We start from the raw sequence: 26,109 nt of genomic DNA on the forward strand, positions 1-26,109 counted from the left end.
ATGACCACCACCACGCTCAACCCGTATGAACAACCCATCGGCATGCTGCTGCCGGACTGGAGTGCCCGTCCGCTACCGCCGCATACACCGCTGCTCGGCCGATATTGCAAGCTGGAGCCGCTGGACCCCGCCCGCCACGCAGACGCCTTGTTCGAGGCCTTCCGCCACGCGCAGGATGGCCGCGATTGGACGTATCTAATGGAAGGCCCATTTACGGAGGCCGCTGCGCATCGCGCCTATCTGGAGCGCATCGCGGCGCGGCGCGATCCATTGCAGTACGCCGTGATTGATGCGCGTACCGATCGCGCGGTCGGCACGCTGGCCCTCATGCGCATCACGCCGGAACACGGCGTGGTGGAGGTGGGGGCGGTGACGTTCTCACCGCTGCTGCAACGCACGCCGGCTTCCACCGAGGCGCAGTTCCTATTGATGAAGCACGTGTTTGATGACCTCGGCTACCGCCGCTATGAGTGGAAGTGCGACAGCCTGAATACGCCATCGCGGAAGGCGGCGCTGCGGATGGGCTTTCAGTTTGAGGGCGTCTTCCGCCAGGCGATCGTCTACAAAGGGCGCAGCCGCGATACCGCGTGGTTTTCCATCATCGACACCGAATGGCCGCCATTGCGGGCGGCATTTGAGCAATGGCTCGCACCGGAAAATTTTGATGCGCAGGGACGCCAGCGTGCATCGCTCGGTGCGCTGCGGGCCGCAGCGTAGATTTCAGCGACGTTTGATCTACGCGCCGCTAAGCGTCGGGTGCGGAGGTATCGGCGTACATGCCGCGCAGCGCAAGTGCGCGTTCGGCGTCGGGCAGGGCAAGGATGGCCTGCGCGAAGCTGATCAACGCCTGGCAGCGCGCCGCGGCCGGGGCAGCATGGCGCAGCGTGGGCAGGGTCAGCACGCGCTGCTGGTCGAGCGGCAGGGCAGCCACCGCCAACTGCAGCACGGGCAGGGTTTGCGCCCGGGTGACCACAGGGGCGTGGTCAGGGTCGGCCGCCTGCATCAGTTCAGCAAACAGGTTTTGCTCGCGGGCGGCCAGGGCGCGCGGCAGGCGCGCGGTGGCGGCACTCGCATTGGCTGTGCCGTCCAGGTAGGCGACGCAGGCTTCGGGGCTCAGGCGCTGCAAGGCCTGCGCGGCGTCCAGCGTCAGTTGCGCATTGGCAAAGAGCAGCGCGTCGGGCGCGGTCGGAATCAAGGCGCGATACAGCTTGGTGGATTGCGCACGCAGCAACGCCGTGACCTGGGCATCGGTGGCGTTCTGCTGTAATGCTTGCCAGACGGTATCGAGCAGTTGGCCAAAGTGCGCGGGATATTTGCGCTCCAGCGTGGCGTAGAGCGGCGTGTTGCGCAGTTCAGCGGCCAGCGCGTCGCGGCTGCGCAGCTGCGTGGCCATGGTGGCGTATTCCCCGCCGGCAGAGACGCGCGTGACCACGTGGTTGGTCTGCAATTCCTCCGCGCTTGGAAACCACATCCCATCAAACGGGGTGTTCTGCACGTGGCGCACGAATGCATCGGGCAGGCCGGCGGCGCTGTAGGCATCCCAGAGTTCATTGCCGGTGGCACCGGGGGTCTGGTCGTGCTCGGCGCCGACTGCACGGGGGCGGTGGAAGCCGATGCGTGCGCCAGGTGCGGCGGCGCGGTCCTCACCCGCCAGGAAGGCGATGGTGCAGGCCGATGCGCAGGCGCGCTCAACATAGGTGCGCAGATGGTGCTGACGGATGATGTCGGCCACCAGCGCGCCTTCGCGCAGCCAGCCGCCTTCGGAGCGCAGCACCACGGCGGTGGCTTGCGGCGCCTTGCGCAGCGCGGCTTCCAGCGCATCGGCGGCCCCGTCGTTCATGCCGCCGGTAAACAGGATGGCGCGCCCATCGTGCTGCAGCACCACCGTAAATGGCGAGGCGGCCTGTTCTCCCAGCGCCGTGCGCAGATGCGCGCCCAGGCGCGGCAGGTCGTTCACGACGCGTGAACTTGTCGCCAGGGCGCCCAGCACGATCATGATCTTGGCCACTACCGGCCATACGTTCGACAAGCGGGCGCGCTCGCGCTCGGCGGCACGCCAAGTGCCGACGATGGCCCAGATCCACAGCGCCAGCCCCATCCCATAAATGACCAGCAAGGCCGACGACGAAGTGCGTGCCGGCGCGTTGTGTGCCAGTGCGTGCGTGACCCCGGCACTGAGCGCGACCACGCCAAATTGCATGAGCGCGGTGTGCAGCCAGTACGAGCGGGCGAGGCTGTAATCACCACGCCAATGGCGGGCGAAGAAATTGCGGGAGGGTGTACGCGCCGTAGGCGGAGCGACGGGGGTGGTCGGAGGCAAGGCGTCGCTGGCGGCGGAGGTCATGCGGAATCTCGGTGCCGCGCGGGTGCAAGCGGTGCGGCGATTGTCGCCGTTGGTGGCAGGAGCTGACGTCCCCCCGGTGGGAGGGGGTGGCCGATGTGTGGGGCGAGGACGGGGTCTGGCGCCATGGCAGCAGGACAGCCGCGAGCGCGCCGCCCCTTAGGTCCTCAGGCCTTCAGGCCTTGACCGAAACCAGCGGTGGTTCTGCCGGCTCGATGGCTTCGGCGCTGGCCGGATGCGCCGGCTGTGCCGCTTGCGCCTGACGTGCCTGTAAGCGGGCATCGGCAGCGGTGGACGAACCGGTGACCTTGTCCGTCGTGCGTGCCCGGGCGGTCGCGCTGGTGTTGCTGGTGCTGGAAGTGTCCGATGCCTTGTGGCGGTTCTCGACCTGCGTTTCCGCCTGCTCCAGGCCTTTGCGTGCCTGCAGCCGCTCAATCTGTGCCTGCACGATCTGGACTTGCATGCTCAAGACCTCAGCTTGCGCCTTGGCTTGATTGGACGGCAGCCCCTGGCTATGCAGGTCTTCCATCGACTTCTGCAGGTGCTTGAGCTGGCGCTGCAGTTGCTCGATTTCATTGGCCGAACTGCTTCCGCCGCCAGGAGTGCCGGCGACTGCAGGGCTGGAAATGGAAGGGGAAGAGAGTTGCATCGCCATCTCGCTGATCAGTACGCCTGTGATCGGATGGCGCGCAGAAAACTTTAGGGGCCGGAGCAGAAATTTTTTCGATGGATCAGTTTCTGCGCGGCCCCAAGTGCACTTATTCGAACACGCGGACCTTGGCCGCAGTCGCTGCCTCGGCAGGCTCGCGTGCCTCGCCACCTGCCTCGCGCGGCGCCGGGAAGCCCCGCACCTGCTCAGACAACTGTGTCGACACTTCTGCCGCCAGCGAGCGGGACACCGCTTGCATCACCCGCGCCTTGTTGGGCGTCAGGCGGGCGCCGCCACTCCAGATCTTGTTGTCGTTGCCTTCGCCCACCACCGAGAACGCCGCCTTCACTTCATGCGTGCGCGTGTTGATGAGGCTGAAGTCCACACCCAGCTCCAGGCTGTAGAGCAGCATCGTGTTGCGCGTGCCTTGCAGTGGCTGCACATCGTCGCGCCATTCCACGCTGGTGACGGTGCCGAACAGCACGTAGTCGGCACCCGGGAAGGCGCCTTGCTTGATGCGGCTGATCACGTCGAACAGCTGTTCGGTCGGCTTGGCCGTGTACGGGCGCGCCTGCACCACGCGGAAGGCGCCCGATTTGATCAGGTCGCCCTTGATGTCGGCGGTGAACTTGCGCAGCTCGCCGATCTCGATGCGGGTGACGGTGCCTTCGGCCTTCACATACGCGGCTTCATTCGAACCTGAATAGCTGGCGCGGCCGCGCGAGCCGGAATCGCTCTCGCTGTACGAGCCCGACAGGCGCTCGCTCGACTTGGCATAGCCGGCTTCGTACGAGAAGTACTCCTGCACGGTGTCCTTGTACGACAGGTCGGCGACTGCCACCTTGGCCTGCGCGTGCGCGCCGCCAGAAGTGACCAACGCGACCAGCGCCGCCAGCCCGAGTGCGGCGCTCACGACACGCATGGCGCGCGCGGCTTGGTTGAACGCTCGCATGGCTTACCTCGCGCTCGTCTTGCGGATTTCCTTGTCGTCAGCCCACTCCAGCATGCCCGACTCGTTGTTGATCAGGCTCAGGTTGAAGATGTAGTAGACGTCCTTCACGTTCGACGAGCGCTTGACGATCGACGAGATGCTGCCTTCCAGGCGGTACTTGGCGCCTTGCATCTGGCCCATCTTGGCCTTGCCGGCGTTCTTGTACAGGCCCGACTGGTTCTGGCGGCTCAGCTCATCCACCTGCGATTGCATCTCGTTGGTGCTCACTGCAAAGCGCACGGCGCCGCTCTTGACGAGTTGCGTGCGGATCTTCTCGGTGATCGAGCGGGTGTCGATGTATTCGCTGGTCTTGTTCTTCACTTCCGCCAGCGTGACGATCGGCGCCTCGCGCGGAGCGGTGATCGGGCGCGATTGCAGCAGCGAGCGCGTCATCGATTCAGCAATGGTCTGCAGGTCGGTCGAGCCGAATTCGTTGGTGACGGTCTCAACGGCCTTGGCATCGCCGTATTGCACGTTGCCGCCCACGTTCGGGCCGGAAACGTTGGCGCAGCCGACCATGGCGGAAGCGGCCAGGCCCATGGCGGCGAGCTTGAGGGCATTGCGGGAAACAGCTTGGAACATGTCGGTCCTCTTATCGAAAGGAAAGGGAGTGGGGTGGGCGCGTGCCGATCAACGCGGGGCGTTGGTCATTGGCATGCTGTTGTCGACGGCATGCACTTCCACGCGGAAATCGGTGGCCTGCGTGGTGGGCGCGAGCGATTGCACATCGACCGATTGCGCACCGTGGATCAGCAGCGGCTTCCAGGGCTCGTCTTCCCACACGCTGAACTGATCCTTGTCGAGCCACTTGAAGCGGTACGACATGGTGCGGTCGCGGTTGTCCTGATTGGTGAAGCGCACCTGGACGAGCATGCGGCCGCCGCGCTCGGTGGCGCGCAGGGCAGCGACCTTGATGTAGGTCATCTCGCCCAAGCCTTCGACGCGCGAGGCAATGGTGTCGGCAAGGGCGGGCGTGCCGGCGGCAAACGCCAGTGCGCACACGGTAGCGCGGGCAGCGTGGCGCAGACCACGCGGAAACTGCGGGAGAAACGGAACGGACATCGCTCGTGACTCGGTTGGGGTGAACAAGCAAAAACCGCCCGCGCTCGGGCGGAGCAGCGGGCGAGGGGAACGGTGCGCGGCTTACTGCGCCGAGACGCCGGAGCTGGTGGCAGCCGCAGCCGACTTGCGCGCGGGGGCGTGGGCCGCCTTGCGTTTGGTCGGTGCCTGTGCGGCCGGGGCGGCTTCTGCAACCATGACGGGCTCGTTGGCCGGCGCCACGGAAGCCAGCGTGCTGACGGTCGGGCCCAGCGGACGCAGCACCAACACGGCGTAGCGGCCGGTGACGTTGACGTCGGTGGTGATCGGGCCACGCGGGGTGGCGAGCGTGATGTGCTGCGGGCCGCTCGGCACGCTCAGGCGCGCCAACGACACGTGCGCCGGCAGCGATTGCCACTCACGCGTGTCCGCATCTGCCGTGACGGCGCTGCCGATGCCCACCGCGAGGCTGATCAGCGAAGCGGCCGTGTTGTTCTGGCGGTCGAGCGCTTCTTGCGCGACAGCCGAGACGACCATGCGCGTGACGCTGCGCGCGATCATGGTCGGCATGTCGTCACGCAGGGCACGGCGGGCCATGGCGTCGAGGTTGGTCACCATGGCGGTGTTGGCCGTGTCGGTGCCGACCGTCACGCTGGTGGGCACGAGGTCATCAGGTTGCGGGCGCAACGTGGGGTAGGCGGCCGACAGAATCTTGATCTTGCCGTTGATGGGCACCGGCAGCGAGATCTTGAGCGACTCGCGGCGCGGGATGAAGCCGGTTTCCACCAGCACCAGCACATCGGTCTTGCCGGGCTGCGGCTTCTTGCTGTCCAGGCCGGCCAAGCCGTCGCGCAGCGAGGTCACGTCGGGGCGCAGCTCGATGGCCTTGCGGTAGCCGGCGGCAGCTAGGCTCTTGTCGCCCGAAGCTTCGAACAGGAAGGCGGCCAGATAGTGCGACACGGCGCTTTGATACGCGTTGCGCAGGTTGGTCACTTCCGGGTCGTTGAAGATCTCGACCGGGTAGCCCTTGATGTCGGCCGTCTTAACGGCGGTGGCATCGGCCTTCTTTTCCTTGGCGGCGTCCTTGATGGCCTCGACTTGCTTGTCGCGCAGGTCTTCGATCAGGGTTTCGCGCTCGTACATGCGGCGTACTTCTACGCGGGCCTTGTCCCAATCGCCGGCGGCCAGGTGGTTTTCAGCCAGGCGGGTGCTCAGCCAGACCTTTTCGTAGTCCTGGCCGTCATAGCGGGCCAGGCCGTCGGAGAGCAACCAGGCGCCGAGCTGGCCGGCACCCTTCTGCAGCTTGCCGCGGGCCTCGTCTTCCCAGCCGCGCACGCGTTCGTCGGCGGTCAGCCACGCCTGCGTGCTTTCGGCCACGTCCTTGTTGCCGGTGCGCAGCAGCTCGCCGCGCTCCATGAAGTAAAGCAGGTCACGGTCGGCAACGGCGGTGTCCTTGTAGGCCGCTTCGTGCGCCGCAATGGCGTTGTCCACCGCGCCGGTCTTCAGGGCATCGGTGGTCGAGCTGATCTTGTGTGTGTAGTTCTGGGCGCAGGCGCCCAGCAGTGCCGTGCAGGCAAGCGCGAGCGTGCCGCGCGTGAGCAAACGCGATGCGTTCATGGAATGACCCCCCGGTCAGTTGTGCTTTTTGTTTGTGTGCTTCTTCGCGCACTGATCTAGTGCGCGCGAGCAGCGGGAGTGTATGCGGTGTGATCCGTGTGCCGCATCCACACTTGGGGGGATTGCAATTTTTACAAAGCCGCGAGGATTGCTCGGCGTAAATAAACAAGGCGGTTGGCAATCTGCATGTTCTATCAGAAAGAACATAGTTTCTTTAGAGAGAATAACTTGGCGAAAATCGGATGGAAATTCCGTCGTACGCTTGGGCGCCTTATGATGGTTTACGGGTTAACGCCCGTTAACTGCGCAAGCTTGTACGCATAAAATAGAACCAGATTCCATCAAACAGAACGCATCAAATCAGGCGCGTTCAAGGAGACGTCCATGCTTGCTTTCTCCCAGGCCGCCAGCGGTCGATTGCACGCCGGGTTGCCGGCGGTCCAGCTCAATCAGGTGTCAGTGCGGTTCGGCAGCTTCACGGCGGTGGAGGGCGTCGACTTGTCGATCGGTGAAGGCGAGTTCGTGGCGGTGGTCGGGCCGACTGGCTGCGGCAAGAGCACGCTGCTCAACGCCGTGACCGGGCTGCTCAAGCCGGCCGGCGGCACCGTCAATGTGTTTGGCGAGCCGCTGACTGGGCTCAATGGCAATGCCGGTTTCATGATGCAGCAGGACTCCCTGCTGCCCTGGAAGACGGCGCTCGACAACGTCGCCCTGGGCCTCGTGTTCCAGGGCGTGCCAGTGGATGAGGCCCGCGAACGCGCCCGCCCGTGGATGAAGAAGGTGGGCCTGGCGGGCTTTGAGGCGCGCTATCCGCATCAACTGTCGGGCGGCCAGAAGAAGCGTATCAGCATGGCGCAGACGCTGATCCTCTCGCCCAAGATCGTGCTGATGGACGAGCCGTTCTCGGCGCTGGACGTGCACACGCGCCACCTGATGCAGAGCGAACTGCTGCGCCTGTGGCAGGAAGACCGCAAATCGCTGCTGTTCATCACGCACGACCTGGAAGAGGCCATTGCGTTGGCCGATCGCGTGGTCGTCATGTCCGCCGGGCCGGCCAGTCGCCCCGTAGGCGATGTGGAAATCACGCTGCCACGCCCGCGCAATGTGTCTGAAATCAACATGACCGACGCGTTCATCCGCCTGTATCGCGAGATCTGGTCGATCCTCGGCACCGAAGTGGAGAAGAGCCATGCCGTCCAGCACTAACGTTGCGCCTTCCATGAGCACGCCGCGCGCGGGTCTCGCGCACAAGACCAAGATTCGCCTGTTCCAGCTAGCCGTTGTGGTGGTGCTGTTCGGCTCGTGGGAGAGCTTCGGCCGTGCGGGGGTGATCGACCCGTTCTACTTCTCGATGCCGTCGTCCATCGTCGCGCGCGTCTGGGAGTGGTTCACCGGCGGCGACATCTACACGCACCTGGCCATCACGCTGGCCGAGACGATCCTCTCGTTCGGCATCGGCACGTTGATGGGCATCAGCCTCGGGTTGTGGCTGGGCTTATCCAAGCTGGCTGCCGAGGTGCTCGACCCGTTCATCAAGATCGTCAATGCCATCCCGCGGATTCTGCTCGCGCCCATCTTCGTGATGTGGTTCGGGCTGGGGTTGACGTCCAAAGTGGCGCTGGGCGCGACGATGGTGCTGTTCATCACCTTCTTCAATACGTACCAGGGCGTGCGCGAGGTGAACCCTGTGATCCTGGCCAATGCGCGCCTGCTCAAGGCCAGCCGCATGAGCCTGCTGCGCCATGTGTATGTGCCGTCCGCCACGAGCTGGATTCTCTCCAGCCTGCGCGCCTCCGTCGGCATGGCGGTGATGGGCGCGATCGTGGCTGAGTACCTCGGCTCATCCGCCGGCCTGGGCCACCTGATTGCGCAGGCCGAAGGCGTGTTCGATGCGACCGGCGTGTTCTCGGGGATCGTCGTGCTGTCTGCCTTCGTGATCGCGCTGGACCGCAGCGTGGATGCACTTGAAGGCAAGTTGCTGGTGTGGCGCCCGAAGGCGGACTCGGAAGCCGGCGCCTGACCCAAAACAACATCTACGGAGACAACCATGAAGCGATGGATTTCGGCCTTGCTGTGCGCAGCCGTCTGCACGGCAGCCAACGCCGCCGAGCCGGAAAAGAAAAACGTGAGCCTGTCGGTCGGCTCGATGATCCTGAACTACATGCCGGTGCCGCTCACGCAGTCGCTCGGCAACTTCCAGAAGGAAGGGCTCAATGTGAAGGTGGAGAACTTCCAGGCCGGCGGCAGCAAGGCATTGCAGGCGCTGATTGCCGGCTCGACCGACGCGGTGGTGGGCTTCTATGACCACACCATCCACATTCAGGCGCAAGGCAAGGACATCGTGTCGGTGGCGCTGCTCAACATCACGCCGGGCATCGTGCTGGCGGTGCGGCCCGATCTCGACATCAAGAGTGGCAAGGATTTGAAGGGCAAGAAGATCGGCATCACCGCGCCGGGTTCGTCCACCGATTTGTTTGCGCGCTACTACGCCATCAAGAACGGCCTGCAGGTGAACGACGTGTCGTATATCGCGGTGGGGTCGGGCGCGCCGGGCATGGTGGCGCTGGATCGCAAGGAGATCGATGCACTGGTCAACTTCGACCCCGTGGCGAGCCTGCTGGAAAAGCGCCGCGCTGCCAAGTTCCTGGTGGATACGCGCACCGATGCCGGCTCCAACGCCGTGTTCGGCGGCCGCTACCCGACGGCGACGCTGTACGTCACGCGTGACTTCATGACCAAGAACCCCGAGACCGTGCAGCGTCTGGTGAACGCCTTCATCCGCACGCTCAAGTGGATCGACGCCAGCACGCCCGAGGCCATTGCCGACAAGATGCCCAAGGAGCAGCAGGTGGGTGGCCGCGATGTGTTTGTGGATGCGCTGCGCCACTCCAAGCCGATCTTCTCCAAAGACGGTTTGATGACGGATGCGGACGCCAAGGTGGCCCTGACGGTGCTCTCCAGCTACGACGAAAAGATCCGCAACGCCAAGATCGACCTGAGTAAAACGTACACTAACCGCTTCGTCGACCAAGCCTTGAAGACGGTCCAGTAAGCCGCCTTCCCCACATCGTCATGACTGCAGAACGCCAAACCGCTCAGAACGACACGCAGCTGCCAGCCAGCGAAGGCGATAGCACGCCGGGCGCATCGGGCGTGGCCGCGCTGGACCGCGCGTTCTCGATCCTGTTCGCGTTCCGCCCCGGCGATTACGCGCTCACGCTGGCCGAGCTTGCCGCACGCACGGGGCTCTATAAGAGCACGATCCTGCGGCTGGCGGGTTCGCTCATCCAGCACCGCATGCTGTACCGGCTGGAAGATGGCCGCTACCAGATTGGCGCCGCACCGCTGATGCTGGGCGCCCTCTACCAGCGCAGCATGCGCCTCGGCGATGTCGTGCTGCCGCACATGCGTGCGCTGGCCGAGGCCACGGGCGAGGCGGTGTCGTTCTACATCCGCGAGCGTGACGTGCGTGTGTGCCTGCATCGCGTGGATTCGAGCCATTCGATCCGCGACCACGTGCGCGAGGGCGACGTACTGCCGCTGGAGCGTGGTTCGGGCGGGCGCGTGCTGTGCGCGTTCTCGGGCATGCAGGGCGCCACGTATGACGCAATCCGGCGCGACTACTACTACGTGTCGGTTGGCGAGCGCGACCGGGAAACGGTGGGCCTGTCGGTGCCGGTGTTCGGTGCGCAGCAGGCGCTGCGCGGGGCGCTGTGCCTGGCCGGCCCGGCTTCGCGCATCGACGGAGCGTTGCTGCAATCGTGGCGCGTGCCAGTGCTGGAGCACGCCGCGCAAATCACTTCCACGCTGGGTGGCGACCCTGCGCCGTTGCGCAACGCCGCTCAGCTAATCCAGAAAACCTAGGCTCTGCCAAACGCGCCCAGCACTTCTTAGAAGGGCGAGGGGCGGAGCCGTTGTAGCAGGAGTTGTTTCATGGCTTTGCCTCTCGCGGGTTTGCGCGTGCTCGATTTGTCGAACGTGCTGGCCGGGCCGTTTTGCGCCTATCAGCTGGGCTTGCTCGGTGCGGAAATCATCAAGGTCGAGGTGCCTGGCAATGGCGATCTCGCCCGCCGCTTGGGTGCCGACCCGGAGCAGGCGCGCCGCAAGATGGGCGCCTCGTTCGTTGCCGTCAATGCGGGCAAGCAGTCCGTCACCGTCAACCTGAAGCACCCGGAAGGGCGGGCCATCCTCCTCAAGCTGGTGGCGCAGGCGGATGCGCTCATCGAAAACTACCGCCCGGGTGTGATGGACCGACTGGAGCTCGGCTACGACGTGCTGCGCGAGGTGAACCCGCGCCTCGTCTATTGCGCCATCTCCGGTTTCGGCAAGGATGGTCCGCTGGCGCATCGCCCGGCGTACGACCAGATTATCCAGGGCATTTCCGGCGTGATGAGCGTCACGGGCGATGATGAATCGGCCCCGCTGCGCGTCGGCTACCCGATCAGCGATACGGTGGGCGGCATCACGGCGGCATTGGCTGTCACGGCCTGCCTGCTCGGCGCCCAGCGCACGGGCGAGGGCCAGATGGTGGACGTGTCGATGTTGGAATCGACGCTGGCCACGATGGGCTGGGTGGTGTCGAACTACCTGAACGCCGGCGTGAGCCCGCGCCCGATGGGCAACCAGAACTTCACCGCCGCCCCGTCGGGCACGTTCAAAACGGGCGACGGGCTGATCAACATTGCCGCCAACGAAGACAAGCAGTTTGCCGCGCTGTGCCGCGTGATCGGCCAGCCCAGTCTGGTCACCGACGCGCGCTTTGCCGAGCGCCACGCACGCAAGGAACACCGCCGGGCGCTTAACGACGCGTTGGAAGCCGCGCTGGCTGAGCGCCCCGCCTCCGAATGGGAACCGCTGCTGATCGATGCCGGCGTTCCCGCCGGCTTGGTGCTGGATGTGCCAGGCGTGCTAGCGCATGAGCAGGTGACGGGGCGCGGCTTCGTCTCCTCGTTCCCGGAGGAAGGCCAGCACGTCACGCGCGCTGGTTTCCGCCTGTCGGGCGAAGACCCGTGCCCGCACGCGCCCGCCCCGACGCTATCCGCCCACACCGACGACTGGCTCGCCAAGCTCGGTTACCGCCCCGACCAAATCGAAGCCCTCCGTGCTGAAGGCGCCATCTGATATGACATCGACGCTTCCTCAAGACGCCGCCGGCCTCGCCGCCGACTACTGGCGCACCGACATCATCGACATCGAACCCGGCCGCATCCACGTGCGCGGCTACCCGATTCAGGAGCTGATTGGCCACATCGGCTTTGCCGAAATGATCTGGCTGATGCTGCGCGGCGAGTTGCCGAGCAAGCGCCAGGCTGCGTTGCTGGAAGCAGCGCTGGTGGCGTCCGTCGATCATGGCCCGCACGCACCGTCCATTGCGATTGCCAAGATGGCGACGAGCTGCGGGTTGCCGCTCAACGGTGCGATGGCGTCTGCGCTGAATGCGCTGGACGACGTGCATGGCGGGGCGGGGCAACAGGCGGTCGAGCTGTTCCACGACATCGAAGCGCGCATGTTTGATGGTGCGTCGCTGGAAGCGGCTACGGCAGCCGGTGTCGACGCCTTCATCGCCGCGCATGGCAAGTACCTGCCGGGTTTCGGGCACCGGTTCCATCCGGTCGACCCGCGCGCGGGGCGTCTGCTCGCGCTGGTGGACGAGGCTGCGCAGGACGGCGTGGTCGGCGGCCGCTACGCCGCTATCGGCCGCGCCATCGAAGCTCTGCTCTCCGGCCGCAAGGGCAAGCCGATCCCAATGAATATCGACGGCGCCACGGCCGTCATCTATGCCGAACTCGGGTTTGCGGCGCCGCTGGCGCGCGGGGTTTTCTGCCTGTCGCGCGCAGTCGGCATTCTGGCGCACGCGTGGGAACAAAGCGGCCGCAGCGAGCGCAACAAGGGCCCGATGCCACGTCAATTGCCCTACCGCTACACCGGCGCCGCCACGCGGCATCTGACCGAAGCCGAGCCGGCTGCTGCACCATGACCTACTTCAACTGGGCCGTTATCGAAACCACGGTCTTTGCGGAGATGCCCGCCGCGCTGCGCCGCCCGGTGCCGACTGAATGGTCGCGCGCTAATAAGGGTGGGGCACCGGTCGATTGCTTTCTTGAGGGCCCGTGCTGGGATGCGCAGGGCAACCTGTGGCTGGTCGACATTCCGCATGGCCGCATCCTGCGTGTCTCACCGCAGGGCGATTGGAGCGTCGTTGCCGAATACGACGGCGAACCGAACGGCCTGGCGCTGCGCCACGACGGCACGTTGCTGATTGCTGACTATAAGAACGGGTTGCTGTCGCTCGACCCAGCGACAGGCGCAGTCAGCCCGTTCCTCACCCGCCGCAATAGCGAACGCTTCAAGGGCCCGAACGATCTGGTCGTCGCCCGCAACGGCGATGTCTATTTCACCGATCAAGGCCAGACCGGCCTGCACGACCCGACTGGCCGCGTGTACCGCCTGCGCACCGATGGCCGGCTCGATTGCTTGTCGTCGAACGGCCCCAGCCCCAACGGCTTGGCCCTCACGCCGGACGAATCGGCGCTCTTCGTTGCGATGACGCGCGACAACGCCGTCTGGCGCCTGCCGCTGTTGGCGGATGGCAGCACCAGCAAGGTGGGCCGCTTCGCGCAGTTCTACGGCACCAGTGGCCCCGACGGCATGGCGATGGACACGGCGGGCAATCTGTTTGTCGCGCACGCATCGCTGGGCGCGGTGTTCGTGCTCTCGCCGCATGGTGAGCCGCTCGCGCGCATCGCTTCGTGCCGGGGGCGGACCACCACCAACGTCGCATTGGCACCGGACGGGCAATCCGTTGTCATCACAGAATCCGCCACGGGCACCGTATTGCGCGCACGCTGCACGGTACCCAATCCCACCTGACCGAGGGCCTGGATGCCGTTGTCCTACAACGGCGTTCCGTCCTGCCGCTGTTTTCCTTCTGATTGAGCGCTGCCCTTGTGGATGGCGCTGCCCTTTTTGCTGCGTCGCGACAACCAAAGTGCGGCGATCGCTTCTTTTCTTCGCATTGTGCTGTCTGGGCGCCGATTTTTGTCACGATTAAAAATACACGTCTTTATCTGTGTGACAAATAGGTAGGAGCTGTCCTACAAAATCGCCGTCAGGCTGTAGGATCACTCCTACAAATTGGTCCAAAAACCGGTCGGCGCTGTCCTACACGACGTGTAGGACGAGGTAAGAAGTGTCCTACAAGCTGTTAACCCGGCATCCGATGCTCAGAGTCGTGGAAGTGCGACGTTTCCACAATCGATTTCGGGCTTCTTTAGGCAATAAGATTGCTATCTTTTGCCAAAGCGTAGGGTAAATACGTGTCAAACGGTCGCTTTAGCGCACGGTCCACCCAGGGCGGATACGCCGACAAACGCTTCATTTGCAACGTTTCTTAACAGTTTTGTACGAAAACGGCTTACAAATAGTCGGCCCTACCCACCCCTCCGACGTAGGGGTCCCACCTTCTTTACTTACCCCGGTCGTCAAACCACAATGTGTTCAACAGAAAACAACTTCGCCATGTCTTTAGCGACGTGAGTAAGAAGGAGGCAGGAAGTGCCGGTAACGGTACCGAATGCTAGGAACATCCGATCTGTGGGGAATTGGTGAGGGTCCGGACGAGGGCGGCGCGACATAACAGCGTCACCGGACACCACCATGTGAGATCGGATGCAGGTTGCACTTTTACTGCACACGACGACGGGACGTACATGGACACGCAAGACATTGTTTCCGAGATCAGTGAACTGAATCTCACCTATTTGATGCTCGCCCAGCAAATGCTGGTCAAGGATCGCGATGCCGCGCTGTTTCGCCTCGGCATCTCCGAAGAATTGGCAGACATCCTCCTGACGATGTCGCCCGCGCAGATCGTCAAGCTGGCCAGCACCAACATGCTGCTGTGCCGTTTCCGCTTCGACGATCACGCCATCCTGGGTCTGGTGACCCAGCCGCACCGTGACAAGGGCCTGCAGCAATCGCAAATGTCGATCCTGTTGGCACGTCAGGCGGTTGAACAGATCAACTGAGCTTATTGCGGCGGAGTTTCCGCCGGGTTCAGTCGGTATCGGATGGGTAGCAGAAGCAAAGCGGGAGCAGTGCCATGCGTCAGACCAGCGTCATGAATGAAGTGCAGCAGATCCACCTCGCAGCGGAATTGATTTCGCTCGGTGCGCGCCTGCAATTGCTGGAACAAGAAACCACGCTCAGCCGTGAGCGTCTGGTCAAGCTGTACAAGGAAATTCGCGGGGAATCGCCGCCCAAGGGCATGCTGCCCTTCTCGGCAGACTGGTTCCTGACGTGGTCGCCGAACATCCATTCGTCGATTTTCCTGAACATCTACCGTTTTCTGGGTGAGAACAGCCGCAGCACGGGTGTGCGCCGCCTGATCTCGGCCTACAAGCTGTACCAGGAACACATTCACGTCCACGAACAGGAAGAGGTGCTTTCGATCACCCGCGCGTGGATGATGCTGAAGTTCTTCGAGGGGAAGATGCTGCACACCGTGAAGTGCAAGCGCTGCACCGGCCATTTCGTGGCCCACGCAGACGACCTGCACCACGATTTTGTGTGCGGTGTATGCCAGCCGCCGTCACGCGCAGGCAAGAAAAAGCGCGTTGCTGGCCAAGTCGATGCGGTCGCAGAGAAGACGATCGACGCCTGAGCGGCGCTTGAGGGGAACACGGGACGTACGGGAATTACGGGAACCGCCGCGCAGACCGGCACATCACAAAAACAAAGCAAGACAGAACACAGAGCAGGACAGCACAGGGGCTCAGACAGCACAAAAGGGGAAGGGGGTAGGCCGGTCGCGGGAAACCGCAGACCGGCTTTTTTTTGCCGCCGCGCGTAAAAGAAGGTCGAAAAACCGGGACGGAAAGCGATTTCCGTCCCTTTTTCTTTGGATTGGCCTAGGTAGAACCCCTCTTCGGGCAGGGTGGCGCTCAAGCCGCCCGTTTTGTTGCCGTTTTTGGTGGAGAAGGGCGCGGTGGCGGGGGATTCCTGGCTGCCGCGCGACAGCAAAACCGTTGCTCAAGCCTTCAGTTAACGGGGCGGATGCCGTTATTCCTCCTTGTATTGATCGCACGAATTGATCGCGCGGTTGCCTGCATCGTCCCATCTAGGAGTTTGCCCCGTGCTAGTCGCCATCGGTTACATCGTGATTCTCGCCTCGGTGTTCGGCGGCTACATGTTGGCCGGTGGCCACCTGGGGCCCCTGTTCCAGCCGACCGAACTGCTGATCATCTTCGGCGCCGGCATTGGCGCCTTCGTGGTCGGCAACGACAAAAAGGCCATCAACGCCACGGTCAAGGCGCTGCCGGGCCTGTTCAAGGGCTCGAAGTACACCAAGGCCCTCTATATGGAAGTGATGGCGCTGCTGTATGTGGTGCTGTCCAAGATCCGCCGCGAGGGGATGATGTCGATCGAAGCTGACATCGAATCCCCGCACGAAAGCGCGCTGTTCGCCAACTACCCCGCCATCCAGGCCGATCACCACGCGCTGGATTTCATCTGCGACTACCTGCGCCTGATGGTTGGCGGCAACCTGAATCCGTTCCAGATCGAAGCGCTGATGGATCAGGAAATCGACACCCACCACCACGAAGCCGAACAACCGGCCCGCATCATCACCAAGGTGGGCGACGCCATGCCGGCCTTCGGCATCGTGGCCGCGGTGATGGGCGTGGTGCACACCATGGGCTCGGTCGGCCTGCCACCGGCGGAGCTGGGCAAGCTGATCGCCTCGGCGCTGGTCGGCACGTTCCTCGGCATCTTGCTGGCGTACGGCTTTATCGGGCCGCTGGGCTCGCTGCTGGAGCAGCGCGCCGAAGAATCGACCAAGTTGTTCCAGTGCATCAAGGTGACGCTGCTGGCCAGCATGAACGGCTACGCCCCGGCGATTGCCGTGGAGTTTGGCCGCAAGGTGCTGTTCTCGACCGAGCGCCCGTCCTTTGCCGAACTGGAAGACCACGTGCGCGGCGCCAAGACGGCGTAGCGCTGAACCCCATATGACACAGAGCGTGGCCAACGAGCCAAGCCATTAACGACGCAGCACACACCGACGGGAACGGACCATGAGCAAGTCCAGCACGCCGACCTTCATTGTGATTCGGCGCAACAAGAAAGGCGGGCACGGCCACCACGGTGGCGCGTGGAAGATCGCCTACGCCGACTTCGTGACGGCCATGATGGCGTTCTTCCTGCTGATGTGGCTGCTCAGCTCGGTCACCAAGGCCGAGTTGTCGTCGGTGGAAACGTATTTCCGCACACCGCTGAAGGTGGCGCTGTTTGGTGGCGCCGGTTCTGGCGATCAGTCGAGCATCCTGCAGGGCAGCCCGTCCGTTAAGCAGAGCATGCCGCAGCCGAACCCGAGCCCCAGCCCGACGGTGCAGCGCCAGCGCAATATCCGCGATGAATCGGACGACGCAGCGCTGAACAAGCTCAAGCAGAAGATTGCCGAGATGGTTGAGACGAACCCGGTGATGAGCCAGTTCAAGCACCAGCTGCTGATCGACATGACCACCGAAGGTCTGCGCATCCAGATCGTGGATCAGCAGAACCGGCCGATGTTCGGCAACGCCAGCGCCGAGGTGCAGCCGTATATGCGCACCATCCTGCGCGAGCTGGGTGCGGCGCTGAATGACGTGCCCAACCCGATCAGCCTATCGGGCCACACCGATGCCACGCAGTACGCCACCCAGCACGGCTACAGCAACTGGGAGCTGTCGGCCGACCGCGCCAACGCTTCGCGCCGCGAGCTGATTGCCGGCGGCATGAAGCCCGAGAAGGTCAGCCGTGTGGTGGGCCTGGAAGCCTCGGTGCCGCTGGACAAGACGAATGTGTACAACCCGATCAACCGCCGCATCAGTATCGTCGTGCTCAACGCACGCGCCGCTGAAGCCGTGCGCTCGGGTGGGATCGAGCCGGTGGCCGATCTACGCAATGACGGCAAGGACACGCTGACCGACGCCGCCGTACGTGCCACCGCGCCTGTTGCAGGTGCCGCCGATGCGGCTGCGCCGGCCAAGCCATAAGCGCCGAGGGGAGAAACAGCCAATGAGCGAGAAACACATTCTGGTGGTGGACGACTCCACTTCCATCCGCCGCATGATTGCCGCGTGCCTGCGCGAATGCGGCTTTGCCGTGACGGAAGCAGCCGACGGCACCGCCGCGCTGGAAGTGGTGCGTGACCCCAACGGCGGCAACCACGATCTGGTGATCACCGATCAGGTGATGCCGTCGATGGATGGCCTGACCCTCATTCGCGCGTTGCGCTCGCTGCCGGCCTATGCCGACACGCCGATTTTGATGTTGACCACCGAAGCCGACGGCACCATCCGCGACCAGGCGCGCGCTGCTGGGGCCACGGGTTTCCTGCCCAAGCCGTTCGATCCGGAAGGCCTGACGGATTCGGTGATGCAGTTATTCGAATGGCATGCGCAGACCCATGGGTCTGCGTCGACGCACTAACAGCCAAACCATCGACCCGAGACAAACGACATGAACCTCGATCTCAGCCAGTTTTTCGGCGCCTTCTTTGAGGAAGCGGAAGAGCTGCTCGTTGACATGGAGCGGCTGCTGCTCAATCTCGATGTCGCCAACCCTTCTTCTGATGATCTGAACGCCATCTTCCGTTGCGCGCACTCCATCAAGGGCGGTGCCGCAACCTTCGGCTTCACGCACATGACGGAACTCACGCATGTGGCGGAATCGATTCTGGACCGCGCCCGCACCGGTACGCTGCAGTTGCGCGAGAACATGGTGGATGCCTTCTTGGAAACGAAAGACGTGTTGAAAAGCCAACTTGATGCCTATCGGCAAGAGCACCCGATTGATACGGCCACGCTCGAATACATGGTGGCCAAGCTCAACAGCCTCGCTGCCGAGGATGGTGGCGCTGCACAGCCTGCGCCTGCTGCACCCGCAGCGCCCGCTGTTGCTGCTGCGGCTGCTGCTCCGGTGGCCGCGCCCGAACCCGAACCGGTGGTTGTTGAGGCGCCGGCGCCCGAGCCGATCGGCGCCATCGAGGGTGGCCTGGACATCAAGCTCATCAACGTCTCGAACGAAGACTGCGAGCTGATCGTCACCGAGCTCAAGCATCTGGGCACCGTGCTGCGTCACGTGCGCACCGGCCGCAACAGCGACATCGTGCTGCAGAGCACCTGCACGGCTGACGACATCATCGCGGTGAGCTGCTTCATCATCGATGCCGACCAGATCGTCATCGCGCCGCATACGGGCGAAGCGGCTGCCGCCGCACCCGTGGTGGACGCTGCTGCAACGGCTGCTGAGGCCGCTGCTGTGACGGCACCCGCGCCGGCTGCCGCGCAGACCGAAGCCCATGCACCGGCCGCCAACGAGGCACCGCGTGCTGCGGCCGCCGCCGCCCCGCCGCGCCCGGCCGCTTCCGACAAGCCGGCCGTGGCCGCAGAAACGACCATCCGCGTGGGCGTGGAAAAGGTCGATCAGCTCATCAACCTGGTGGGCGAGCTGGTGATTACGCAAGCGATGCTGGCGCAGACCGCATCGGCGTTCGACCCGGTGTTGAACGAGCGCCTGTTCTCTGGCCTGTCGCAACTCACGCGTAACGCGCGTGACCTGCAAGAGGCCGCCATGTCCATCCGCATGATGCCGATGGACTACGTGTTCAACCGCTTCCCGCGCCTGGTGCGCGATCTGGCCGCCAAGCTTGGCAAGCAGGTCGAGCTGTCGACGTTCGGCAAATCGACCGAGCTGGACAAGGGCCTGATCGAACGCATCATCGATCCGCTCACGCACCTGGTGCGTAACAGCCTGGACCACGGTATCGAAATGCCCGAAGCCCGCCTGGCCGCCGGCAAGGACGCTGTGGGCCAGCTGCTGCTGTCCGCCGCACACCAAGGCGGCAACATCGTCATTGAAGTGAGCGACGATGGCCAGGGCCTGAACCGCGACAAGATCCTCAAGAAGGCGCGCGAGCGCGGCCTGCCCGTGTCGGACAACATGACCGACGACGAGATCAACCAGCTCATCTTCGCGCCGGGCTTCTCGACGGCCGATCAGGTGACGGATGTGTCCGGCCGCGGCGTGGGCATGGACGTGGTCAAGCAGAACATCCAGTCGATGGGCGGCTACGTCGAGATCCAGTCGCAGAAGGGCAAGGGCACGACCATGCGCATCGTGCTGCCGCTCACGCTGGCGATTCTCGATGGCATGTCGGTCAAGACCGGCGACGAGGTGTTCATCCTCCCGCTGTCGTGCGTGGCCGAATCGCTGCAACCGCGCCCCGAAGACATCAAGGCTGTGCCGGGCGGCGGCCGACTGCTCAAGGTGCGCAACGAATACCTGACGCTGGTGCCGATGTACGAGCGCTTCCGCATCACGCCGTCGCTGCCCGATCCGTCGGAAGGCATCGTCGTGATCCTGGATTCGGAGGGCAAGAAGATCGCGCTGCAGGTCGACGAACTGGTCGGCCAGCAGCAGGTGGTGGTCAAGAACCTGGAGACCAACTACCGCCGGGTGCCTGGCATTTCGGGCGCGACCATTCTGGGCGATGGCAGCGTGGCGTTGATCGTTGACGTGTCGGCGCTGATGCGCGAGACCCGCGCTGGCCATTCAGAAAACGCGCTGCGTGCCGTTAGTGCCGAAAAGCAGGACATGGGCGAAGCACACGGTGGTCGATTCTCGACCCAAGCCATGGCCGCAGCATAAGCGGCCACGCCAACCGCCCAACAACGCATTCAATCTAGTGGCCCGACGCGGGCCGAGGGGAGCCGCAATGGAAGTCAAGGAACGTTCGATCGGTGAGGAAACCGGCGGGGAGGAGTACCTGGCCTTCACCCTGGGGCAGGAAGAGTACGGCATCGACATCCTGAAGGTGCAGGAAATCCGCGGCTACGAAACCGTCACCCGCATTGCCAACGCGCCCGACTTCATCAAGGGCGTGATCAACCTGCGCGGCATCATCGTGCCGATCGTCGATCTGCGCATCAAGTTCCAGCTCGACCGGGTGGAGTACAACCAGTACACCGTCGTGATCATCCTGAACCTGATGGACCGCGTGGTAGGTATCGTGGTGGATGGCGTGTCGGACGTGCTGACGCTGCAGAGCCAGCAGATCAAGCCGGCGCCGGAGTTTTCGGGCGCGCTGGATACGGAGTACATCCGTGGCCTGGGCTCGATCGACGAGCGCATGCTGATCCTGGTTGACATCGAGCGCTTGCTCCTGTCGGCTGACATGGCGTTGTGCGACGAGGCCGAGGCGGCCTGATCGTAGGGACAGTAGGGAAACCAGCCGGGGCGCAGTGTGCGTGCCCTCGTTGGTCAATGTGTCCGGGCTGTCATGCCCGGCTGGCGACGAGACACCGTACAAGGGGTGCGGCGCCGCAAGGGGGGAAGCATGTTCAGCAGGATGACCATCCGGCTCCGACTGGGGCTGATGATGGCGGGCGTGGGTGCGCTCGCCGTGATCGTGGGCGTGACGGGCCTGATTGGCATGCGGCACGCCAACACACGAGTGCAGGACACGTATGCCGTGCAAATGGCCGGTACCGTGGCATTGGCTGAATCCGATTCCAACCTGCTGAGTTTCCGCATCGTGCTCGACCGTGCAGCCATGGCGCCCAATGCGCCGGGCATGGACAAGACGATCGAGCGCGCCAAGATGTTCCTCGACAAGTCCGACGCCGCCTGGAAGCGCTACCGTGCGCTGCCCACCACGGTGGAGGAGCGCAAGCTGGCCGACGAGGCGGATGCGCTGCGCAGTGCCTTTTTGCGTGACGGCGCGCAGGTGCTGATGCAGGCCGTGCAGGCACATGACGAGGCACGCATCAACAAGACGGTCATGGACGTCATGCCCGCGCTGTATCGCCCGCTGGGTGACAAGGTGACCGCACTGAACCGCTTGCAGCTGGATGTGGCCAAAGACAGCTACGAGGCCAGCCAGCACGAACACACCGCGCTGAGCACGCTCACCTGCGGTTTGCTGGCGGGTGGGATCGTGGTGGGCGGCCTGCTGACGTGGGCGCTGCGCCGCTCCATCACCGTGCCGCTGATGCAGGCCATCGAACAAGCCGAGCACATTACGCAAGGCGATCTCACGCACACCATCCGTGTGGACCGCACCGATGAAACCGGCCGCATGCTGGCAGCGCTGCAACGCATGCAGGAGAGCCTGCTGAAGATGGTGGGGCAGGTGCGTTCGGGCTCGGATTCGATTGCCAGCGCCACGCAGCAGATTGCGGCAGGGAATGCAGACTTGTCGCAGCGCACGGAGCAACAAGCCTCGTCGCTGGAGCAGACCGCGTCGAGCATGGAACAGCTCACCAGCATCGTGCGGCAGAACGCCGATAACGCGCGCCAGGCCAGCACACTGGCTGGCAATGCCTCGGACATCGCCGTCAAGGGTGGCGAAGTGGTGGGCCGCGTGGTCGACACCATGGCGGGCATCAATGAAAGCAGCAAGAAGATCGCCGACATCATCGGCGTGATTGAAGGGATTGCCTTCCAGACCAACATCCTCGCGTTGAATGCCGCGGTGGAAGCCGCACGCGCAGGCGAACAGGGCCGCGGCTTTGCGGTCGTGGCCGGTGAAGTGCGCAGCCTGGCGCAACGCAGCGCCACGGCGGCCAAAGAGATCAAGGCGCTCATCAGCGATTCGGTGGGCCGGGTGGAAAATGGCTCCACGCTGGTGGCCGAAGCTGGTCACGTGATCGACGAGGTGGTCGTTGCCGTCAAACGCGTGACGGACATCATGGGCGAGATCAGCTCGGCGTCCGAGGAGCAGAGTGCCGGCATTGAACTGGTCAACCAGGCCGTGAACCAGATGGACGAAGGCACGCAGCAGAATGCCGCGCTGGTGGAGCAGGCCGCTGCCGCCGCGATGTCGTTGCAGGAACAGGCGACCGGGCTGCGCCAAGTGGTGGCGGTGTTCCGCACACAGGGTGGGGCCGCGCCGGTGGCTGTCGTACCGCGCGTGGCGGCTGTAGCGTCAGCCAAGCCCGCGCTGAAAGCCAAAGCCGAGACCAAGGTCAAAGCCAAAACCAAAATCGAACGCCGCGCAGCCAAGCCGAAGGCCGTTGCGGCTGTCACAACCCAAACGGAAACCGCTGCCGCGCCTGCTGCGCCGGTTGCCGCAACAGAACAACCACGTGGGCGTACCGCGGCCGCTGCCGTACCGAAAGCAGCTGCGTCAGCGCCCAAGTTGCAAACACCCAAGCTCGTTGCCGCAGGCGGTGACGATGGCGACTGGGAGACCTTTTAACCATGTATGCACGGGATCTTCGCTGCTCGCGAAAGCTCTCTCGTGTGTGTTTGTGGTGTGCAGCCTGCCCTTCGGGGCAGGTTTTTTTTTTTGCCTGGGCTAGCGCTCACTACAGCAGGGGTGATCCCCCACTGAAGTGGCATGTGCCCTAGGCGGTTCTAAAGAGCCGTCCCCATGAACCGATAGCGGTTAGAGGGGCATATAAAAAACGAAGAGGTAGACAGATGATGGGTTGGATCAAGCGGTTACCGGTGTCGACGGTGCTGACTGGCGGTTTCCTGATCGTGGCCGCTGTGGGCGCGGCTATCGGCGGGTTGGGCGTGTACACCATCACGCAGTTGACCAAGGCCAGCGAGGAGCTCGCGCAAAAGCAGATGCGCGCCATCACGCAGATGGGCAGCGCGGCCAATAGCCTGGCGCATGCCAGCCGGGCGCAGACGGCCCTGCTGATCGCCACCACGCTGGACGAGCGCAAAGCGCTCAGCGGGCAGATCAACGACAGCATGCAGCACCTGAAGGAGGGCGTAGAGAACGTGCGCCCGCAGTTCGTATCGGATGAAGGCAAGAAGATGATCCGCGAGGTGGACGCCGTCTACCCCGTCTGGAGCAAGCGCATGAACGACTTCGTTGCGCTGATGGACAAGCAGGGGCTGGACCCGACCCAATTCGACAGCCGCGTCACAGCCGAGAACGTCGGCCTGCTGGACGACACCGCGGCCTTTGAAAAGACGCTCGACAAGATGGTCAAACGGGTGGAGGAGGTCTCTGCTGCGTCCACCGCCCGTGCCCGCGATGATGCGCAGCGCTCGCGCCTGGTGATGATCGTCATGGCGTGCGTGGGAGCGTTGCTCGGCATCGTGCTGGGTATCGTCATCGCGCGGCGGCTGTCACGCCAATTGGGCGGCGAGCCGGGGTATGCGGCCGAGGTTGCACGCCGCATTGCTGCCGGAGACCTGGCCGTACAGGTGCGCACGCGCCCGGGCGATCGCGACAGCATGCTGTTCGCCATGGCGCAGATGCAGCAGCAACTGACCGGCACCATCAGCAACATCAAAAGCTCGGCCGATTCCATTGCCAGCGCCACCAAGCAGATCGCGGCCGGCAATGCGGACTTGTCGCAGCGCACGGAAGAGCAGGCCAGCTCGCTGGAGGAAACCGCTTCCAGCATGGAAGAGCTGACCAGCATCGTGAAGCAGAACGCCGACAACGCACGCCAAGCCAGCCAGCTTGCCGGCAGTGCGTCGGACATTGCCGTCAAGGGCGGGCAAGTGGTGGGCCGCGTGGTGGAAACCATGGCCGGCATCAACGCCAGCAGCAAGAAGATCGCCGACATCATCGGCGTGATTGAAGGCATCGCTTTCCAGACGAACATCCTCGCGCTGAACGCGGCGGTGGAAGCCGCACGGGCAGGCGAGCAAGGCCGTGGCTTTGCCGTGGTGGCGGGTGAGGTGCGCAGCCTGGCGCAGCGCAGTGCCACGGCAGCCAAGGAGATCAAGGAGCTGATTGGCGATTCGGTCGGCCGGGTGCGCAATGGCTCCGCGTTGGTGGCGGAAGCGGGCGAGGTGATCGGCGAGGTGGTGACCGCCGTCAAGCGCGTGACCGACATCATGGGCGAGATCTCCGCCGCGTCGGACGAGCAAAGCTCCGGCATCGAGCAGGTCAACCAGGCCGTGAACCAGATGGATGAGGTGACGCAGCAGAACGCCGCATTGGTGGAGCAGGCCGCTGCCGCAGCGCTCTCACTGGAGGAGCAGGCACAGCTGCTGCGCAATGCCGTGGCGGCGTTCCGAACGGATGAACACGCCGAGCACATGCACCATGCGGCGCCCGTGGTGGCCCATGTGCCGTCGGCCCCGGTAATGCCCGCTGCGCCGGCCGTGCGCAGTGAAGTCCGGGCGGAAAAGCCCACCCAAGTCGTGCCTTCCATTGCGCGCGCCATTGCCGCACGCAAGTCGGCAAAGGCGGCGCCGGTGGCTGCTGTCGTCGCCGCAGGCGACACCCCGGCGATTGCCCACGAGCACGTCGAGCCTGTCGAGCACGCCGAAAAAGCGCGTGATGAGGCACATTCATCCGCCGCGCCGGTCGCTGCGGTGGCCGTTTCAGCGGCCGTTTCGGTGGCCGCAGCGGCACCAGCCCTCAAGCTGGCAGGGTCTTCTGCCGATGATGAGGACTGGAGCACCTTCTGACGCGAGCCTCGCCAACATCCAACTTGGCGTGGCGCTGAGGTTGCGGTGCCCGCCAACGATTGAAAGCGGGCACCAAGACTCGCCAAACACGGGGTTAGTTATCCATGGCAGCACAAAATTTGGCGCCTGTTTCGCCGACGCTCGCATCGCGTGAGTTTTCCTTCACCGCGCAAGATTTCGCCCGCATTCGCGACCTGATCTACCGTCGCGTCGGCATTTCGCTGTCCGATCGCAAGAGCGAGATGGTCTACAGCCGCCTGGCCCGCCGCCTGCGCGTGGTCAACCTCGGCTCGTTCCGCGATTACCTGGACGCGCTGGAACACGGCCACCTGCCCGACGAGTGGGAAGCCTTTACCAACGCGCTCACCACCAACCTGACCGCGTTCTTCCGCGAGCAGCATCACTTTCCGATCCTGGCCGAGCACGCCAAGGCCAAGCGCACGCCGTTCACCGTGTGGTGCTCGGCGTCGTCCACCGGCGAAGAGCCGTACTCGATCGCCATTACGCTGGCCGAGGCCTTTGGTTCGATGAACCCCGGGCAGGTGAGCGTGATTGCCTCCGACGTGGATACCAATGCGCTGGCCCGCGGCCGCGCCGGTATTTATCCGATGGAGCGCGTGGCAGCCCTGTCGCCAGAGCGCCTGAAGAAGTATTTCCTGCGCGGCACCGGCAAGCAGGAGGGCTATGCCCGCGTGCGGCCCGAGCTGCAGGCCATGATCGAATTCCGCCAGATCAACCTGCTCGACCGCGATTGGCCGTTGCAGCAGAAGTTTGACGTGATCTTCTGCCGCAACGTGATGATCTATTTCGATAAGCCCACGCAGGCCAAGATCCTCGAGCACTTCATCGACGTGATGAAACCCGATGGCCTGCTGTTTGCGGGCCATTCGGAGAGCTTCCTGCAAGTAACCAAGGCGTGGTCGTTGCGCGGCAAGACCGTGTACGAAATCGCGCCCGAGCTGCGCGCCAAGATGGGGGCCCGATGATCGAATTCGGCAAGAGAGCCATCCCCCGTGCTGCCATGACCGACACCGTGCGCAACGACAG

24 protein-coding genes are annotated in these 26,109 nt (G+C 64.1%); 18 read left to right on the forward strand and 6 right to left on the reverse strand.

Annotation, left to right across the window (positions count from 1 at the left end; all coding sequences use genetic code 11):
- Positions 1 to 717, forward strand: coding sequence for a GNAT family N-acetyltransferase (locus ACN9M1_RS17240; protein WP_426399792.1), 717 nt, complete (start codon positions 1 to 3; stop codon positions 715 to 717).
- A gap of 28 nt (positions 718 to 745) precedes the next feature.
- On the opposite strand, the gene ACN9M1_RS17245 is transcribed toward ACN9M1_RS17240, so the two are convergent.
- The 6 genes from ACN9M1_RS17245 to ACN9M1_RS17270 form a co-directional block, all read right to left on the reverse strand.
- Complete coding sequence (locus tag ACN9M1_RS17245) at positions 746 to 2,344, reverse strand: hypothetical protein (protein ID WP_426399793.1); 1,599 nt, start codon at positions 2,342 to 2,344, stop codon at positions 746 to 748.
- A 172-nt stretch (positions 2,345 to 2,516) separates the two neighbouring features.
- On the reverse strand, positions 2,517 to 2,990 hold the full coding sequence (locus ACN9M1_RS17250; protein ID WP_426399794.1) for a FlxA-like family protein: 474 nt from the start codon (positions 2,988 to 2,990) through the stop codon (positions 2,517 to 2,519).
- Positions 2,991 to 3,099: 109 nt separating this feature from the next.
- Entirely contained in the window at positions 3,100 to 3,942 is an 843-nt protein-coding gene (locus ACN9M1_RS17255; protein WP_426399795.1) for a hypothetical protein, read from the reverse strand.
- Positions 3,943 to 3,945: 3 nt separating this feature from the next.
- Positions 3,946 to 4,521 (reverse strand): penicillin-binding protein activator LpoB, encoded by a 576-nt coding sequence (lpoB, locus tag ACN9M1_RS17260; protein ID WP_426400741.1) that lies wholly within the window; start codon positions 4,519 to 4,521, stop codon positions 3,946 to 3,948.
- Positions 4,522 to 4,611: 90 nt separating this feature from the next.
- Positions 4,612 to 5,043, reverse strand: a complete 432-nt coding sequence (locus ACN9M1_RS17265; protein WP_426399796.1) for a YcfL family protein — start codon at positions 5,041 to 5,043, stop codon at positions 4,612 to 4,614.
- A gap of 81 nt (positions 5,044 to 5,124) precedes the next feature.
- Positions 5,125 to 6,636 carry a COG3014 family protein gene (locus ACN9M1_RS17270; protein ID WP_426399797.1) on the reverse strand — a complete coding sequence of 504 codons (1,512 nt, stop codon included), beginning with the start codon at positions 6,634 to 6,636 and terminating at the stop codon, positions 5,125 to 5,127.
- Positions 6,637 to 7,020: 384 nt separating this feature from the next.
- Between ACN9M1_RS17270 and ACN9M1_RS17275 the strand changes: the two genes are divergently transcribed.
- From ACN9M1_RS17275 to ACN9M1_RS17355, 17 genes are all read left to right on the forward strand, one after another.
- The gene (locus ACN9M1_RS17275; RefSeq protein WP_426399798.1) at positions 7,021 to 7,842 is read left to right on the forward strand and encodes an ABC transporter ATP-binding protein; all 822 of its coding nucleotides are present in this window, start codon (positions 7,021 to 7,023) and stop codon (positions 7,840 to 7,842) included.
- Positions 7,826 to 8,656: an ABC transporter permease gene (locus ACN9M1_RS17280; protein WP_426399799.1), complete on the forward strand. Its 831-nt coding sequence runs from the start codon at positions 7,826 to 7,828 to the stop codon at positions 8,654 to 8,656. The genes ACN9M1_RS17275 and ACN9M1_RS17280 overlap by 17 nt, the downstream gene beginning before the upstream one ends.
- Before the next feature lie 27 nt (positions 8,657 to 8,683).
- Entirely contained in the window at positions 8,684 to 9,688 is a 1,005-nt protein-coding gene (locus ACN9M1_RS17285) for an ABC transporter substrate-binding protein (protein ID WP_426399800.1), read from the forward strand.
- Positions 9,689 to 9,708: 20 nt separating this feature from the next.
- Positions 9,709 to 10,500: an IclR family transcriptional regulator gene (locus ACN9M1_RS17290; RefSeq protein WP_426399801.1), complete on the forward strand. Its 792-nt coding sequence runs from the start codon at positions 9,709 to 9,711 to the stop codon at positions 10,498 to 10,500.
- A gap of 69 nt (positions 10,501 to 10,569) precedes the next feature.
- Positions 10,570 to 11,757, forward strand: a complete 1,188-nt coding sequence (locus ACN9M1_RS17295; protein WP_426399802.1) for a CaiB/BaiF CoA transferase family protein — start codon at positions 10,570 to 10,572, stop codon at positions 11,755 to 11,757.
- A gap of 1 nt (position 11,758) precedes the next feature.
- Positions 11,759 to 12,613, forward strand: a complete 855-nt coding sequence (locus ACN9M1_RS17300) for a citryl-CoA lyase (RefSeq protein ID WP_426399803.1) — start codon at positions 11,759 to 11,761, stop codon at positions 12,611 to 12,613.
- Positions 12,610 to 13,506, forward strand: coding sequence for an SMP-30/gluconolactonase/LRE family protein (locus ACN9M1_RS17305; RefSeq protein ID WP_426399804.1), 897 nt, complete (start codon positions 12,610 to 12,612; stop codon positions 13,504 to 13,506). Before ACN9M1_RS17300 ends, ACN9M1_RS17305 begins: the two co-directional genes overlap by 4 nt.
- 839 nt (positions 13,507 to 14,345) lie before the next feature.
- Complete coding sequence (gene flhD, locus ACN9M1_RS17310; RefSeq protein ID WP_089190899.1) at positions 14,346 to 14,663, forward strand: flagellar transcriptional regulator FlhD; 318 nt, start codon at positions 14,346 to 14,348, stop codon at positions 14,661 to 14,663.
- A gap of 74 nt (positions 14,664 to 14,737) precedes the next feature.
- Positions 14,738 to 15,298, forward strand: coding sequence for a flagellar transcriptional regulator FlhC (gene flhC / locus ACN9M1_RS17315; protein ID WP_426399805.1), 561 nt, complete (start codon positions 14,738 to 14,740; stop codon positions 15,296 to 15,298).
- 471 nt (positions 15,299 to 15,769) lie between these two features.
- A complete protein-coding gene (motA, locus tag ACN9M1_RS17320; RefSeq protein WP_021192846.1) occupies positions 15,770 to 16,630 on the forward strand; it encodes a flagellar motor stator protein MotA in 861 nt (286 codons plus the stop codon).
- A 79-nt stretch (positions 16,631 to 16,709) separates the two neighbouring features.
- Positions 16,710 to 17,669, forward strand: a complete 960-nt coding sequence (motB, locus tag ACN9M1_RS17325) for a flagellar motor protein MotB (RefSeq protein ID WP_426399806.1) — start codon at positions 16,710 to 16,712, stop codon at positions 17,667 to 17,669.
- 22 nt (positions 17,670 to 17,691) lie between these two features.
- Positions 17,692 to 18,105, forward strand: coding sequence for a response regulator (locus ACN9M1_RS17330; RefSeq protein ID WP_426399807.1), 414 nt, complete (start codon positions 17,692 to 17,694; stop codon positions 18,103 to 18,105).
- 30 nt (positions 18,106 to 18,135) lie between these two features.
- Positions 18,136 to 20,325 (forward strand): chemotaxis protein CheA, encoded by a 2,190-nt coding sequence (gene cheA / locus ACN9M1_RS17335; protein ID WP_426399808.1) that lies wholly within the window; start codon positions 18,136 to 18,138, stop codon positions 20,323 to 20,325.
- A gap of 67 nt (positions 20,326 to 20,392) precedes the next feature.
- Positions 20,393 to 20,884, forward strand: a complete 492-nt coding sequence (locus ACN9M1_RS17340) for a chemotaxis protein CheW (RefSeq protein ID WP_426399809.1) — start codon at positions 20,393 to 20,395, stop codon at positions 20,882 to 20,884.
- 129 nt (positions 20,885 to 21,013) lie between these two features.
- Positions 21,014 to 22,876, forward strand: coding sequence for a methyl-accepting chemotaxis protein (locus ACN9M1_RS17345; RefSeq protein WP_426399810.1), 1,863 nt, complete (start codon positions 21,014 to 21,016; stop codon positions 22,874 to 22,876).
- A gap of 227 nt (positions 22,877 to 23,103) precedes the next feature.
- A complete protein-coding gene (locus tag ACN9M1_RS17350; protein ID WP_426400742.1) occupies positions 23,104 to 25,062 on the forward strand; it encodes a methyl-accepting chemotaxis protein in 1,959 nt (652 codons plus the stop codon).
- A 104-nt stretch (positions 25,063 to 25,166) separates the two neighbouring features.
- Positions 25,167 to 26,048 carry a CheR family methyltransferase gene (locus ACN9M1_RS17355; RefSeq protein ID WP_426399811.1) on the forward strand — a complete coding sequence of 294 codons (882 nt, stop codon included), beginning with the start codon at positions 25,167 to 25,169 and terminating at the stop codon, positions 26,046 to 26,048.
- Positions 26,049 to 26,109 lie beyond the last annotated feature (61 nt).

The organism is Ralstonia sp. R-29 (genome assembly GCF_049913345.1).
In the GTDB taxonomy this organism is placed as follows: Bacteria; Pseudomonadota; Gammaproteobacteria; order Burkholderiales; family Burkholderiaceae; genus Ralstonia.

What these genes read in the sequence shown, in the direction of transcription:
- ACN9M1_RS17240 (WP_426399792.1), top strand. Translation starts at nt 1, where the DNA reads ATGACCACCACCACGCTCAACCCGTATGAACAACCCATCGGCATGCTG.
- ACN9M1_RS17245 (WP_426399793.1), bottom strand. Translation starts at nt 2,344, where the DNA reads ATGACCTCCGCCGCCAGCGACGCCTTGCCTCCGACCACCCCCGTCGCT.
- ACN9M1_RS17250 (WP_426399794.1), bottom strand. Translation starts at nt 2,990, where the DNA reads ATGCAACTCTCTTCCCCTTCCATTTCCAGCCCTGCAGTCGCCGGCACT.
- ACN9M1_RS17255 (WP_426399795.1), bottom strand. Translation starts at nt 3,942, where the DNA reads ATGCGAGCGTTCAACCAAGCCGCGCGCGCCATGCGTGTCGTGAGCGCC.
- lpoB (WP_426400741.1), bottom strand. Translation starts at nt 4,521, where the DNA reads ATGGGCCTGGCCGCTTCCGCCATGGTCGGCTGCGCCAACGTTTCCGGC.
- ACN9M1_RS17265 (WP_426399796.1), bottom strand. Translation starts at nt 5,043, where the DNA reads ATGTCCGTTCCGTTTCTCCCGCAGTTTCCGCGTGGTCTGCGCCACGCT.
- ACN9M1_RS17270 (WP_426399797.1), bottom strand. Translation starts at nt 6,636, where the DNA reads ATGAACGCATCGCGTTTGCTCACGCGCGGCACGCTCGCGCTTGCCTGC.
- ACN9M1_RS17275 (WP_426399798.1), top strand. Translation starts at nt 7,021, where the DNA reads ATGCTTGCTTTCTCCCAGGCCGCCAGCGGTCGATTGCACGCCGGGTTG.
- ACN9M1_RS17280 (WP_426399799.1), top strand. Translation starts at nt 7,826, where the DNA reads ATGCCGTCCAGCACTAACGTTGCGCCTTCCATGAGCACGCCGCGCGCG.
- ACN9M1_RS17285 (WP_426399800.1), top strand. Translation starts at nt 8,684, where the DNA reads ATGAAGCGATGGATTTCGGCCTTGCTGTGCGCAGCCGTCTGCACGGCA.
- ACN9M1_RS17290 (WP_426399801.1), top strand. Translation starts at nt 9,709, where the DNA reads ATGACTGCAGAACGCCAAACCGCTCAGAACGACACGCAGCTGCCAGCC.
- ACN9M1_RS17295 (WP_426399802.1), top strand. Translation starts at nt 10,570, where the DNA reads ATGGCTTTGCCTCTCGCGGGTTTGCGCGTGCTCGATTTGTCGAACGTG.
- ACN9M1_RS17300 (WP_426399803.1), top strand. Translation starts at nt 11,759, where the DNA reads ATGACATCGACGCTTCCTCAAGACGCCGCCGGCCTCGCCGCCGACTAC.
- ACN9M1_RS17305 (WP_426399804.1), top strand. Translation starts at nt 12,610, where the DNA reads ATGACCTACTTCAACTGGGCCGTTATCGAAACCACGGTCTTTGCGGAG.
- flhD (WP_089190899.1), top strand. Translation starts at nt 14,346, where the DNA reads ATGGACACGCAAGACATTGTTTCCGAGATCAGTGAACTGAATCTCACC.
- flhC (WP_426399805.1), top strand. Translation starts at nt 14,738, where the DNA reads ATGCGTCAGACCAGCGTCATGAATGAAGTGCAGCAGATCCACCTCGCA.
- motB (WP_426399806.1), top strand. Translation starts at nt 16,710, where the DNA reads ATGAGCAAGTCCAGCACGCCGACCTTCATTGTGATTCGGCGCAACAAG.
- ACN9M1_RS17330 (WP_426399807.1), top strand. Translation starts at nt 17,692, where the DNA reads ATGAGCGAGAAACACATTCTGGTGGTGGACGACTCCACTTCCATCCGC.
- cheA (WP_426399808.1), top strand. Translation starts at nt 18,136, where the DNA reads ATGAACCTCGATCTCAGCCAGTTTTTCGGCGCCTTCTTTGAGGAAGCG.
- ACN9M1_RS17340 (WP_426399809.1), top strand. Translation starts at nt 20,393, where the DNA reads ATGGAAGTCAAGGAACGTTCGATCGGTGAGGAAACCGGCGGGGAGGAG.
- ACN9M1_RS17345 (WP_426399810.1), top strand. Translation starts at nt 21,014, where the DNA reads ATGTTCAGCAGGATGACCATCCGGCTCCGACTGGGGCTGATGATGGCG.
- ACN9M1_RS17350 (WP_426400742.1), top strand. Translation starts at nt 23,104, where the DNA reads ATGGGTTGGATCAAGCGGTTACCGGTGTCGACGGTGCTGACTGGCGGT.
- ACN9M1_RS17355 (WP_426399811.1), top strand. Translation starts at nt 25,167, where the DNA reads ATGGCAGCACAAAATTTGGCGCCTGTTTCGCCGACGCTCGCATCGCGT.